Below are 14,739 nucleotides of genomic sequence, written 5' to 3' on the forward strand. Positions count from 1 at the left end.
CTAAGGTTTTTGTTAATCTACCTGTAGTCTAAGGCCTTCAGTGTGACTGCTAAATTCTGGTGCATACATACTTTGTATAGTTGTGATGCCATTGCTAAAATCGCCAGAATGGTTTACCCTAAGGTCGTATTCAAAAATATAAACTCCTTTGGGTAGGTAGTCGAAGAAGAAATTAACGCTTGCATCTTTTACGCTTTGGTAATAACCAAGTCCATCTTGCCATTGGTAACTAGAAAGTACTGTTGTGGGTTCTAATCCAGAAGCCCTCATATCTTTCATGTGTACAAATTCCATTCCTCTATCTACCTGTAATTCTATCCGTATCCGTACAAGATCTCCTATCTTAAGTGGTTTGGTGTCCGAAACTTCGCTTAGTTCCTCTCCAGTTGGGATGTGGTTCCTAAGAAAAACCTTTTTCCTTAGCTTTAATGGGGTGTCTGCGAAGGATATCTTGTCCAAGTCTTCAAAATATTGCCAGGTTAAAGTGCCCCAAGCACTCCCCTCCAATTTTTTGTTGAGTTGTACAGTAGCCATAGCAGGTTTAATTTCGGACCTATCCCAAGAGGTTTTGTAATAGCCCGTTCCAGCTTCAATCTTTACATTGTCTAAGGTTGCTGGATTGATATGTTGATCCCCAATTTGGACTTCTATAGCTTCAGAGTCTACTAGCCAATCACTTCCCTGTAAAAGAAGTGAGTAAATTGCCTTGGTGGTCGCTTTGGTAGTAGTCCAATGATGGGTCTGTTTGTTTTTTAATAACCATAACTTTAACAAGTCTATCTGCTTGGGGTTGTTGTTAATTTCGGAGAAGGCTTCTATTAATAGGGATTGAGTTTCTACAGGAGCCTGGTTCCAATCCCATGAAGCCGTATTCTGTTTCCAATACATTCCCATTTCTTCGCTAATGATGCTATTTTCATCAAGTGACTTGATAATTTTTTTAGCGGCCTCCTTATGGTTGTTCCTATAGAGGATTAGCGACAGTAGTCCTTTGCTATAGAGGCTTTTATTTGTCCAATATTGTAGAGCCTGTTTTAGATAGTATTCCTTGATGCTAGCTACTTCTTCACTCATGGCATGGTTAGGGAATAAACTACGCAAATAGAGGTAGTGCAATTGGGTTGTGCTTAGGTGGTCTTTGCTGAGGTCCGTATGGTATTTTTTCAACCGCTCGTATTCCGAAAGAAATTGGGCGTCCAAATATTCAAAGGCTTTGGTAATCAGTGGTCGCTGCTCCTCGTTCTCAGGATTAGGCGATGTTATACCGGAAGGGGAAGCTGAGGTGAGTTTTTGAAGATGACCAAGACCTATAAGTATATGTTGGGTTATAAACCTGTTTTCTGGTCCTCCGTTAAACCAAGCCCATCCACCGGAGGGCATTTGGTTTTGTTGTAGCCTTTGCCAGCTGTTGTTTTGCTCATTTTTTAATTTGTTTAGGTTGAACAACAGGGCGATTCGCTTCTTTTGTTCGCTTTCGGACTGGGCGTCCCTAAGCCAAGGGGTTTCCGCTATTAGAATTGATTTTAGTTCTTGATTTTTCTCCAAGTTGCTCAATAATGCATCAGAATTGGCCCATTGGCTAAAGACCTCCTGAATTCTTGCATTGGATTGCGCGATATGTGCTCCAAGCGTATTGGCATAATATCTGGAGAAAACCTGTTCGTTGTTTTCGGAGGGGTATTCCATTAAATAGGGCAAGGCCTGTACGGCATACCAAACCGGATTGGAGGTGATTTCCAAGCTTAACCGATGGTGTCTTAAGGTGGGGGAGAGGGGATTCTTGAGTTTCTCCATGGTGAAACTTTTGGTCTGATTGCCATTTATCCACATGGGGAGGGTTTCGGTTACTAAGGTGCGATTGCTAAGTACTGGTAGGATGTTTTGCTCGCCATCGCTATAGTTATTAGCCGTAGCCATCACTTTGTATTGTATCGCCTGGATTCCCTTTGGAATGGTTAAGACCCAAGAGACCTCGGTATTCCCATTGCCATCTACCTTAAATTCTCGTGTGCTTAAGGCTGCAGAGGAATCGGAATAGGCAATAAGTAGCTCCTTCCCAATATCTTTTCCAGTGACAGCATCAATCAATTCTAGCTTTGCTTTCCCCGCTAGTAGCAGGTCTGTTTGGTTCGAAATTTTACTGCTAAAGGTAACCTGATCGCCCTCCCGTAAGAATCGAGGTGCATTGGGAGTTACCATTAATTCTTTTTGAGTGACAGTGGTAAGGGTAGAAATGGCACTTTTTAGGGATTTAGTGTGTGCCAATAACTGTACCTTCCACTGGGTAAGTGCTTCTGGGGTGGTGAAAGAAAAAGAAACATTCCCATCTTTATCCGTGTGGAGCTGAGGGAGGAAAAAAGCAGTTTCTTGAAGGTTTTTCCGAATCTGGATGTTTTCAAATCCAATTATGTTTTTGTCTTCCTCCATAGCTACTGGTGTATCTCCTGTCTTTTCACCAGGTGTCTGGGCTTCATTGGCCATGGTGAGAACTTGGTCCGAAGATTCCACTGCTTCTTCCATCAATTCACTTGGGGCGGCGCCCTTTATCATGATACGGTTCCGCTGAAGGTGGCCGTTTCCAAAATGTAATCCAAACCAATTAAAACTATCGTAGCGTTGTGGGATATAACCATCTCCTGGTGCATAATCGGTAATTGTCCTAAAGGAAGTTATTTGGAAGCTTTTGGAAGCGCTAAGGTGAATGTTGGAATAGTAGTCTCCATGTGAATTGGGATTAAAATACCAAGCATGGGGTTTAAAGGCATCTAGGGAAGCGTCGTACATATTGGCCATTATTTCAGCGTTTAATCCGTTTCCCTTTGGTCCTGTTACTTTAAATGACCAAGTTTCCTCCGTGCCAGGTTCAATTTTATCTCGGAAACTTACTGTTTCAATTTGGATGTCCCTATCTGGGTGGGGTACGGGAATGGACAGCTTATCTGTATGAAAAGCATTATGGAAGGAAAAGGAGTAATGAATTACAAATCCTCCCAAATCGCCTGGTGTAACTGGAATTCTTAAGGTTTTAGTGGTGTTGTTAAGTTTTAACAGGTGGGTTGCAACAATCTTTCGCTCTTTTTCTACTAACAGGGTAACCGATAGGTCCTTGGCAGCAGAGCTCACCTTTAGTGTAACCTGGTCTTCAATAGTGTAGGAGGGTTTATCGTATTTTATCTGAAAAAGTTGCTGGTCCGCTAGGGTTTTATCGGAAGGGTTATAGAGGGTGGTGTAAGCAATATCCTTTACGTCCTGACCAAAAATATCGGAGGTGCTTAACTCCAAGCGATATTTGCCAGAGGCCCATTTCTTAGAGAGATTCAATTCAATGGTCTTGCCGTTTTCAGTATTAAAAGGAGCTTCCCAAACCAATTCTCCATTTGGCCATTGGGAAGGATCGGACTCATCTTCAAAGGAATCGTGGGGAAAGCGTTTTTTAAACTCTTTTTTGTCAAAACCAGGATAATCCGGTGCGGCCCAGGGTCGTGGTCGCAGTACGCGGTCTGGACCCTTTAGTTTATACATTTTTATAGTTCCTTGGGTAGGAGTTGCTTGTCCGTTAAGGTTTTGGGTGCTAATTGTAATTTTATGCTTTTTATTCTTCTGGTTAATGAGTTCTGCAATTTCAATATTAGCGGTAAGGGCATGGTATCCTACTTTTATGTTTGTGGTGGCGCTCCTTGTTTCACCGTTCAAATCCGTTACATCTGCAGTGACCTCGTAGTTAAAAACCGGTAACTGCTCTTTGGGAACCGTTAGGTCTGGTATGGCCATAAAGTTTATGCCGAACTGCCCCTTGGCATCCGTGGTAGTGGTGCCCTGTGCAATGATTTGTGGAGTTGCCTGGTAATATGGAAGGTGTTGGCCGTGCCAAATTATGGATCTTACTATTCTTTTTACGGTGTATTTTACAGGGGCATGTGTTATAGTACTCCCCGCATATGCCACGGCCTTTCCTTGGACCAAAACACTGTCGTTGAGCGGATAAGTTTCTGTGATGGGCTGAAACGTAGTTTCAAATCGTGGGCGTTTATATTCTTCCACAGAAATAGTTTGATATCCGTGGAGGTTAAATTCCGTAGAGGTGGCCTCTAAGGAGAAGTTGCCTGTAAGGGTATTGTTTGGAATGGTAAATTCCCCAGAAAAGGAGCCGTAATTATTGGTTTTAAATTCCTGAACCGATACCACTTGTTGGTTGCCATCCTTTAAGGTCACTTCAATTTCTGTCTCGGTTAATATCTCAGAGGTGTTTTCTGTTCTTTGCAAGGCAATTCCCTTAAAAAATAAGGTTTGACCTGGTCTGTAGATACTGCGATCCGTAAAAAGAAAACAGGGATAGCTGGTGTCCTTTCCCTCTAACATTGTTTTTTTAGGAACATAGATGTCTTTAAAATAGGCTATTTGTCCCTCGTGGCTGACCTCTGCGGTGATGTTATTTGGAGATTTTGCATTTAGGGGTAAGGAAACCCTCCCCAATTTATCGGATGTAAATACCTTAGTTTCTGTAGGACTTTGGTAGCTGGGCCGATACGAGATCTTAAGCTTAGCACCTATCTTAGGTGCCCCGTTAGTTCTATTTATTATTTGGAAGTTGAGCAGTTCATTTGTTCTAGATTCCACGAGGGCCAGGTCTGTGACCTGGATAGGGGTGAACGAGGAGCTGGTGTAGGTGGCGTCTTTTGGAGTGGCCAAAAGGATGTAATTGCCATTTGGGAGTTCTGGCAACAGCACTTCTGTTTGGTGTTCTTGATGGTCGTTTTCATTTTTTAAAGTGGATTCCCATTGCTTTTCCAAAGCTAGCTTTTTTATGAAAGCGAGTTTTTTCTCCTGAGGATATAGTGTGTTTAATGTTTTAAGTTCACTGGCTGAAATTTGGTGGGCGGCCAGTTGTAAGTGTGAAAGATTCTTATACGTAACCAGAATCTTGGAAGGGGTGTGTACCGGGATATGTTGTTCTGTGGTGAGACGTAGGTTGCTAGTGAGAATTTGAGATTTTAGGGAGGTACATCGTTCAGCTGCACGGCTACTCGGGAATTGTTCAATTATAGAATCGCAGATATCCAAGGCTTCCTTGTGTTTCCATCTTGGGGTTGGATTAATGGTAGGGTGATAGGTGTTTCCGCTCTGATGATGTGCATATGCAATTTCATAGCGATACAGCGCACTGTGTTCGTTCTCTTTAAAAGTTTCGGCAGAATTTTGGAGTACCTCAATATATTGCTGATCCTTATTGGGGAACACGGCATTTTCCCAGATGAATTTCAATCGGGCTATATCCACGTCAACCAAGGCTTCAAGAGAAGGATCGGATAGATGGAACAACACTAATTGTTGATAGAGTTGAAGTGCTTTAAAGTGTGATGATGTTTTATCGTTAGTAGTAATATTTTGCTGAACAAACTCCTTTGCATTGCAAAATATACTTGGGTTGTTTAGTTCAAATTTATCGGCTGGACGGGTGATGCTATTTTCGGAACTGGTATAAAAGTCCAAAGCGTTATGTGCCAAAAGATCAAATAGAGTAGGTCTGTAAATTTCCGAATCGTCTTGTTTTACCAGAATTTCATTATAGTGATCAACCGGTGTTTGTTGCAAGTGGGACTTATTATTTAGAGATGCATCAAAATGTTTTCCTACCTCATAAAACAAGGTGGTTAAATCCCAAGTCCTGAAATCGGCGCTATCTATTTTTGTTTCCGTTTTGGTTCGATCGTAAAATCGATATCTATTTTGTTGAAAATACTGCCAATATAAGTTGGCCAAATACCCTTCCAGAATATTTTTTACAGGCACCTGGTTTTCTGCTATCTTATCTTTAAAATCCTCAATAATTTCCAATTGCGCGTCCTCTTCCAGGACCATACTATATTTGGAAGCGTATAAGAGGGATTTAATAACCTGGGGCTCCTGATGGTCCTTTTTTGCTTTAGCGGAAATTTGGGCAACCAACTCCATGGCCGATTTGGTCATGGATTCTTTTTCCAATTGCTGCACCCGTTTCCACATGCTGTCATAATAAGCTGGGGTTGCTTGGGATTGAGCAAGCTGTATGGAAAGAAATATGATAACTAAGGCGGTTATTTTTTTCATAGGAGGTCTTTATTGAATATTGGTTGATTTTCATTTGAAGAAAAACGAACTATAATCCTTAGATGCAAAAAAGATACCACTGTTGCCTAGGAGTGGGGAAATTAATCTAAAAAGGCTTCAGATACCTACCGTACAACGATGCTTAGAACCCTTGCTTTTTATTATTGGTTGAGAAATAGGAGGACTTTCTCGCTTCTGGTCGTAATTGTAATATTACACCTAAAAAAATGAACAATAACCTTAGTGTACGCTATTCTTATATAGATTTAAGCATTCCGCCGTCTATGGGGATATTAGCCCCTGTTATAAAAGAAGCTTGCTCCGAAGCTAAGAAGGTTACCAAAAATCCATACTCCTCTGGATGGCCAATTCTACCCATTGGGACATGGGAAATCATATCTTCTTCCACTTCTTCCAACGGAATATTTATTGATTTTGCCTTGTTTTCATTTAGGCTTTTTAGTCGTTCTGTGTTAAAAAATCCTGTCAATGTATTGTTGACGGTAATGTTGAATTTACCCACTTCAATGGCCAAAGATTTGCCCCAGGTAACTACGGCTGCCCTTATAGAGTTGGAAAGTACTAGGTTAGAAATTGGTTCTTTCACGGTTACGGAGGCAATATTTATAATGCGTCCATAGTTTTTAGCCTTCATACCTTTAAGGGCTAGCTGCGTAGTAAATACGGTTGTTTTGAACAAGAGATCAAAGGCGTTTTGGTAATCAGGTACATCCTTCTCTAGTGCATTTCCTGCGGACGGGCCTTGGGTGTTGTTAACTAAAATGTCCACCGAATTTTGGGTGAAATACGTCTCTATAATTTTTTTATAGCTGTCATAGTTGGTATAGTCCACCACTAAATATTGATGGGTTTGCCCTTGATTGGTAGGGAGTTGGGAAATAATGGATTTTAGTTTGTCTTCACTCCTCGCCATTATGGTTACGCTGGCACCGCTTTTAGCCAATTGTTGTGCAATGGCCTTGCCAATTCCCTGGCTGCTTCCTCCTATAAGGGCCTTTTTGTTTTTAAGTGATATTTCCATAGTTCCAGTGGTGTGATTTCTCTAAGTATAAGGGATTAATTTAGCGATATTCTTCTCTGGTGGGACTAAAAACGTCCATCAGTTTACAAGCTGTTAGGGCCTTGCCGCTGTGAGGGACCATAGGAGGGATTACAACTAAATCTCCCGGAATATAGGTGTTGGTTGCTCCATTAAGTGTAAATTGGAATTCTCCTTCTAGTACCTGCATTACCTGCTCGTTTTTATGGCTGTGTTCTGGAACAATGGCATTTTTTTCTACCTCCCAAAAAGCAAGACTCATATGTTGCGTATGGATTAATTTACCGTGATATCCCGGCATAATTTCTTTGGAGGTAAGTTCGGATAGTTTAATGTTCATTTTTAATGGATTTTAGTGCTAAGATAAGGAAATGAAGGAAGTGGCAGGTGGCCGAATTAGTCTTGATGTTTTTCACATAGCGTGGGGATGAATATTTCGTAGCTATTATGATTGCAAAATTTTATTTGGAAGGTGAATAAGGCTATTACAATTCATATCTTTACGGTTTTTAAAGTTCGATTTTAATGCAAATTCATTTTATAGCAATAGGTGGGAGCGTTATGCACAATTTGGCGCTAGCCCTACAGGATAAAGGACATACGGTTACCGGTAGTGATGACATAATTTACGAGCCATCCAAAACCAGGTTGAAGGCAAAGGGGTTGCTGCCAGCTTCTTATGGCTGGTTTCCAGAGAAGGTGCATTCATCTTTGGATGCAGTTATATTGGGTATGCATGCCAAAGCGGATAATCCCGAGCTATTGCGAGCACAGGAATTAGGGCTTAAAATCTATTCGTATCCAGAATTTATATATGAACAATCCAAGTATAAAACTAGAGTGGTCATTGGTGGGAGTCATGGGAAAACGACTATTACGGCAATGGTACTTCATGTTATGAATTATCATGATCGTCCTGTTGATTATTTAATAGGCGCCCAATTAGATGGTTTTGATCAAATGGTATCCCTTAGTGAGGAGAATGACTTTATCGTATTGGAAGGGGATGAATATCTATCCTCTGCCTTGGACAGACGACCTAAATTTCACTTGTATCGTCCTAATATAGCGTTGCTAAGTGGCATTTCATGGGACCATGTTAACGTGTTTCCTACCTATGAATACTATTTGGAGCAATTTAAAGGTTTTGTAGATAGTATTGTAAAAGGCGGGAGTATCACTTATAATGAGGAAGACGAGAATGTTGTTAAAATAGTGGAGGCTTCGGAAAATACTATTAGAAAACTCGCTTATCGTACTCCAGAATATTCCGTGGAAAATGGGGAGACTATTCTAGAAACGCCAGATGGCCCTATGCCAATTCCCATCTTCGGAAAACACAATTTAAGCAATTTGGCAGGTGCTAAGTGGATTTGCCAAAACATGGGCTTGGATGAGGAAGATTTTTATGAGGCTATAGCTACATTTACGGGGGCTTCAAAACGGCTAGAAAAGATGGCTGAGGGGAAATTAAGCGTTGCTTTTAAAGATTTTGCCCATGCGCCTAGTAAGGTAAAGGCAAGTACTGCAGCGGTGCGCGAGCAATACCCGAATAGGAATCTGATAGCATGTTTGGAACTGCATACCTACAGTAGTTTTAATCCAGAGTTTTTAAAAGGTTATAAAGGGGCGTTGGAAGATGCTACCACTGCAGCGGTTTTCTATTTGCCAGAATCGGTGAAAATTAAAGGTCTTCAAGAAGTTACCCCAGAACAAATTAAAGAAGCTTTTGGGCGTGAAGATTTACAGGTGTTCACCAATGCAGAAGCTTTTAGGGAGTTTGTATTTAAACAGCAGTACGCCAACTCGGCCCTCCTCCTGATGAGCTCTGGCAATTACGGGGGATTAGACCTGGAAGAAGTTAAGGAGGAAGTAGAAGGGGTATAGCCATATTAGTGGAGATGCTTTTTATCTTTTTCTAGTTTAGATTATTTTTCATATAAGTGTGCGGCAAATTGTTCGTCACAGTCGAGCCTGGTTTTACCAAGCTCGACTTACATTTATAGATTTTATTCCTATTTTTAAACCCGTATCTTCGCATAAACTAGAGCCTGTCGTAAACATACTTTTAAAGTTAACCTTGTAAGGGATTCATAAGGTGATCTTTGGTGTCTGCTGTGACTGCTTTTGTGTAGGAGGAATTCAAATTTTAAATTACCCTTACTTTACGGTGATGATTGTTTTGCCTGCTGATTAATAGTAAATTAGGTGGGTGTTTTATGCTTGTTGTATTTTAGACGATCGTCGCATAAGCTACGTTTATATTGCATAATTGGGTGTTCTTGTAAATTTTAAAGTTTTGTTAATATTTGTATATTGGTGGTCGCACAAAAAAAAATAGGATTATTCCTATTGAATGGTCGACAATAAATTACTTAACTAAACTATTTAAATTATGATTAAAAGAACACTATTGTTTTTTAAGCTCTGGCAGAAATTTTTTCCCTATTGGGCAGGTTTTATCCTTGTAGTGCTCGGGCTTGTTCTTCCAAATTCTTTATGGGCGAACAATTATGAATCCAACGAAATAATCGGTGAATATCAAAGCACCGTAAAAGGGGTTGTGTTAGATGAAACTGGAATGCCCATTCCTGGCGCCAATGTCTTGGAAAAGGGAACTACTAACGGAACCGTAACTGATTTTGATGGTAATTATAGTATAAATGTTGCTTCGGATGCAGTTTTAGTATTTTCCTACATTGGTTATAGTAATGTAGAGGTTGCTGTAAATGGGCAAAACACTATTGATGTTAGTATGGAAACCGATGTTACTGCCTTGGAGGAAATTGTGGTAGTTGGGTATGGAACCCAGCGGAAACAAGATCTTACAGGGGCAGTATCAGTGGTAAAAACTGATGATCTGCAAAAGCAACCCTCGGGACAGGTGACCAATCAATTGCAAGGAAGGGCTTCTGGAGTTACCATTACAGGAGGAGGACAGCCTGGCGAGGCACCTCAAGTAAAAATTAGGGGGTCTAACACTTTTGGAAACAACAATCCACTATACGTGGTAGATGGTATTCCAACCGATAATATTAGCGATCTAAACCCTAACGATGTGGCATCCATGCAGGTTTTAAAGGATGCTGGTTCTGCTTCCATTTATGGATCTAGAGCTGCTAATGGTGTAGTTGTTATTACAACCAAAAAAGGAAAGGGAAAAATGAGGGTGACTTATGACGCGTATTATGGTACCCAGATGGTACAGAGCGGTAACCCATGGAATATTCTTTCTTCACAAGAAATGGCCGACTTAACATTTATGGCCTTGAGGAATACCAATCCAGGGGATCCCATTAACCATAGCCAATACGGTAATGGAGCCACTCCGGTACTTCCAAATTATATTGCTCCTGTTGGTGCAGATACCGTTGATGAGTCGTTGTACAACGTAAATCCTAATTATACCAGTAGTTCAGATTTGGATAATTTCTATAGGATTGTAAAGGCTAATAAGCAAGGAACTAATTGGTTCCAAGAAATCTTTAGTCCGGCTAGTATAACCAGTCATAACTTGTCCGTTAGTAATGGAAATGAAAAAGGAAGTTATTTATTCTCGTTAAACTATTTTGACCAAGAGGGAACTCTGAAAAACACTTATTTAAAGCGCTATACAATGCGATCTAATACGGTATTCAATATTTCTGACAATATTAGGATAGGACAGAATCTTAGCTTCAGTATTAGAGAAAATCCTCAAATTAGCGCGTTGAGCGAGGGTAGTGCCATTGGAATGGCCATCAGACAGCAACCAATTATACCTGTTAGGGATATTAAAGGGAATTATGCTGGATCGTTTGGTTCCGATTTAGGAAACGCGAGGAATCCAGTTGCTATAATGGATCGTACTAGAAATAACAGGGGAGTGTCTAACCGAATTTTCGGAAACATGTTTGCTGAAGTTGACTTTATGGAGAACTTTACGTTTAGAACAAGTTTTGGAGGGCAGTATTACTCTAATAGCTTTAACTCGTTCTCTTTCCCAGAATATGAAAATGCCGAAAATAGTTCGGTAAACACCTATAGGGAAGCCGCACATACGAGCTTCAATTATACTTGGACGAATACCCTTCAGTATCAAAACACTTTTAATGATGTTCATAACCTGAATGTTTTGGTGGGGACGGAAGCCTATAAGAACAGAGCGAGAGAAGTAGGTGGGTCTATGCAAAGTTATTTCTCTTTTGATCCAGATTATGTAACCTTGGAGACTGGTTCGGGAACACAGACCAATTACAGCTGGAAAAGACAAGATGCATTATCTTCCTTGATAGGTAGATTAGATTATAACTATGATGACAAATATTTATTGAGTGCTACTATTCGCCGCGATGGGTCCTCTAGGTTTTTAAATAATCAGTATGGATGGTTTCCGGCAGTCAGTGCAGGGTGGAACATTAGCAATGAAGCTTTTATGCCAGAAATGGATTGGTTAAATGATCTTAAAATCCGTGGTGGTTATGGAGTAATGGGGAATCAATTGAACGTAGATCCTGCAAACTCGTTTACCACCTTTGGTGGAAATCAGCAGAATTCATACTATGCGATTTCAGGAAGTAATCAAACAATTTCAGAAGGTTTCCAACAACAACGAATTGGAAACCCAGATGCAACTTGGGAAAAGAATATCAATTCTAACATAGGATTGGATGCAAGTTTGTTTAATAGCAGTGTACAGTTAAGTTTAGATTACTACAAAAAGGAGATTAAAGACTTACTTTTTAATCCTAGCTTACCGGCCACTGTTGGGAATGCTACTGTTCCCTTCGTAAACGTTGCGGAAATGGCAAACAATGGGTTGGATATGGATGTATCTACCTTTTTTAACCTAACTGACGATTTGCGTTTAAACACTACGCTAACCTTAACTACTTACAATAACGAAATTAAAAAGATTGCCGATGGTTATAGCTACTTTGACCGGGAAGGCAGACGATTTAACGGTAGTACAATTATTAGAAATGCGGTGGGGCGATCTGTGAGTGAGTTTTATGGATACAAAATTGTAGGATTTTGGAATTCAGAAGATGAGATTGCCGATGCTAATGCGGAAGCAATTGCAGTAACTGGCGATCCGAATGCTACTTATCAACCAGATGTTGCCGTAGGTAGATTTAGGTATGCAGACAGTGATGGTGACGGCAGAATAACCGCTGATGATCGGGTTTTCCTAGGAAATCCAAATCCCGACTTCACTTATGGGTTAAACTTAGAATTGATATACAAAAATTGGGATTTGAGCATGTTTCTATATGGATCCCAAGGAAACGATATTTGGAATAATGTGAAATGGTGGACAGATTTTTATAGTTCATTTACAGGGGCTAAGAGTCATACAGCACTCTACAACTCCTGGACTCCGCAAAATATGGATGCTAAAGCCCCCATTCAGGAAACTACGGGATCGTTTAGTGTAGCAGATGTTCCTAACTCCTATTTTGTTGAGGACGGTTCCTACCTAAGGGCAAAACACATTCAGTTAGGGTACACCTTCCCTACAGAATTAATGAACAGAGCCAATATTTCCAAGTTGAGGTTGTATGCTCAAATGGTAAATGCCTTTACAATTACCTCCTATTCAGGAATAGATCCGGAAATTTCTGGTGGTACCGTTAATTTTGGAATAGATGAAGGTGCTTATCCCAATCAGAGACAACTTCTATTTGGGGTAAACGTAATTTTTTAATGAGGATGAACGATAAAATAAAGTATATGAAAATTATAAAACAACTAAGTAGACTATATATACCTATACTAACATCGCTGTTAATTGTAGGTTGTAGTGATAATTTCCTAGAGCAACCTGCCTTAGGAGCTTTAAGTGAGGATGTAATTGCCAATAAGGATGGTGTAGATAATTTGCTGACCGGTGCTTACGCGGCCCTGGATGGGGTTGGATTTGGAGGTGCAGCTTGGGAAGCAGCGCCTGATAATTGGGTTTACGGTACTGTAGCGGGTGGTGAAGCAAGTAAAGGAAGTTTCGGAGGTGACCAACCTGCTATTGATCAAATTGTAAAGTTTATTTCCAATCCATCCAACGGTTATTACAATAGCAAATGGAGAGCGCTATATGGAGGAGTTACCCGAGCGAATAACACCTTGAAATTATTAGCTAAGGCCACAGATATCTCAGAGGAGGACAGCAAAAATATTGCTGCTCAAGCTCGATTCTTAAGAGGGCACTTTTATTTTGAGCTGAAGAAAATGTGGAATATGGTTCCTTGGATCGATGAAACAACTGAAGATCCCAAGCAGCCAAATGATGTAGATATATGGCCTAACATTGAAGCAGATTTCCAATTTGCATTTGATAACTTACCTGCAGCACAGGACGATTTTGGAAGAGCAAATAAATGGGCAGCAGCGGCCTATTTAGGAAAGACATATTTATATCAAAAGAAGTTTAACGAAGCTAAAACTGTCTTTACCGATGTGATCAATAATGGCGTTAATTCAGGAGGAGTTAAGTATGCTTTGGTTGAACGATTCAGGGATAATTTTGATGCAGCTACTGAAAATAATTCTGAAACAGTTTTCGATATTCAAATGGTAGCTAACGATGGGACCGGTTCCATTGCCAATGCTAATCAAGGTGGCATGCTAAACTTCCCTTATAATAGTCCATTCAGATGTTGTGGATTCTTTCAGCCTTCACAGGATTTGGTTAATTCCTATAAGACGGATCCGGTAACCGGACTTCCCGATATTTCAAATTACAACTCAGATCCAGTGAAAAGCGATATGGGGATTACCAGTAGCGAGCCCTTTAGTCCCGATACGAGGACATTGGATCCAAGGCTAGACTGGACAGTAGGAAGAAGAGGTATACCTTTTCATGATTGGGGCAAGCATCCTGGTATGGCTTGGATAAGGGAGCAGACCTATGGAGGTCCTTATGCGCCAAAAAAGAATATCTATTGGCAGGCTACGCAAGATCAGTATGCGGATCAAAGCTCTTGGGCGCCGGGTACAGCTATTAATGTTCGTGTGATCCGATTTGCAGATGTCTTGCTGATGGCAGCTGAGGCAGAAGCACAGGCTGGTAGTTTGGATGTAGCTTTAGATTATGTAAATCGAGTTCGTCAAAGAGCCGCAAATCCAGATGGCTATTTAAAGCAGTATGTGGATGAAGATGACCCAATGGCTGGATTTGACGAGAACAGTAATGCAGCCAATTACGTGATAGCAGATTATACCTTGGCCGACTTTGCATCTAAAGAAATGGCGTTGGAGAGAATCTATTTCGAAAGAAAATTGGAGCTTGCTATGGAAGGGCACCGATTCTTCGACTTGGTTAGATGGGGTATTGCAGAAGAAACCCTTAACACCTATTTTGATTATCAGGGAAATATAACCACTGATGTGAGAGGTGGAAGATTTATTCCTGGAAAAAGTGAATATTATCCCATTCCACAAGCTCAAATAGACTTGAGTGTAGGTGCAGATGGGGAGCCTACCCTAAAACAAAATCCTGGGTACTAATTCCCTGCAGAGCAGTAAAGTCTTTAAATGAAAGAAGCCATTCCAACAATTGGAATGGCTTCTTTTTTGTGTGCCGTGCATGGTAATTCGCTAGGTGGTGAAAGTCCACT

General features: G+C 40.6%; 6 protein-coding genes. 3 read left to right on the forward strand and 3 right to left on the reverse strand.

All coding sequences use genetic code 11. The features are described 5' to 3' along the window. Positions 1–12: 12 nt before the first annotated feature. The 3 genes from BV214_RS06400 to BV214_RS06410 form a co-directional block, all read right to left on the reverse strand. Positions 13–6,087, reverse strand: a complete 6,075-nt coding sequence (locus tag BV214_RS06400; protein ID WP_086476669.1) for an alpha-2-macroglobulin family protein — start codon at positions 6,085–6,087, stop codon at positions 13–15. Between the two features lie 256 nt (positions 6,088–6,343). Continuing rightward, entirely contained in the window at positions 6,344–7,129 is a 786-nt protein-coding gene (locus tag BV214_RS06405; RefSeq protein ID WP_086476670.1) for an SDR family oxidoreductase, read from the reverse strand. Positions 7,130–7,169: 40 nt separating this feature from the next. Continuing rightward, the gene (locus tag BV214_RS06410; protein ID WP_086476671.1) at positions 7,170–7,487 is read right to left on the reverse strand and encodes a cupin domain-containing protein; all 318 of its coding nucleotides are present in this window, start codon (positions 7,485–7,487) and stop codon (positions 7,170–7,172) included. A 185-nt stretch (positions 7,488–7,672) separates the two neighbouring features. Between BV214_RS06410 and BV214_RS06415 the strand changes: the two genes are divergently transcribed. From BV214_RS06415 to BV214_RS06425, 3 genes are all read left to right on the forward strand, one after another. Next, positions 7,673–9,034, forward strand: coding sequence for a UDP-N-acetylmuramate--L-alanine ligase (locus BV214_RS06415; RefSeq protein ID WP_086476672.1), 1,362 nt, complete (start codon positions 7,673–7,675; stop codon positions 9,032–9,034). A gap of 508 nt (positions 9,035–9,542) precedes the next feature. Next, a complete protein-coding gene (locus tag BV214_RS06420) occupies positions 9,543–12,833 on the forward strand; it encodes a SusC/RagA family TonB-linked outer membrane protein (RefSeq protein ID WP_086476673.1) in 3,291 nt (1,096 codons plus the stop codon). 26 nt (positions 12,834–12,859) lie between these two features. Beyond that, the gene (locus BV214_RS06425; RefSeq protein ID WP_086476677.1) at positions 12,860–14,629 is read left to right on the forward strand and encodes a RagB/SusD family nutrient uptake outer membrane protein; all 1,770 of its coding nucleotides are present in this window, start codon (positions 12,860–12,862) and stop codon (positions 14,627–14,629) included. Positions 14,630–14,739 lie beyond the last annotated feature (110 nt).

This window comes from Arenibacter amylolyticus, from assembly GCF_002150785.1.
GTDB lineage: Bacteria > Bacteroidota > Bacteroidia > Flavobacteriales > Flavobacteriaceae > Arenibacter > Arenibacter amylolyticus.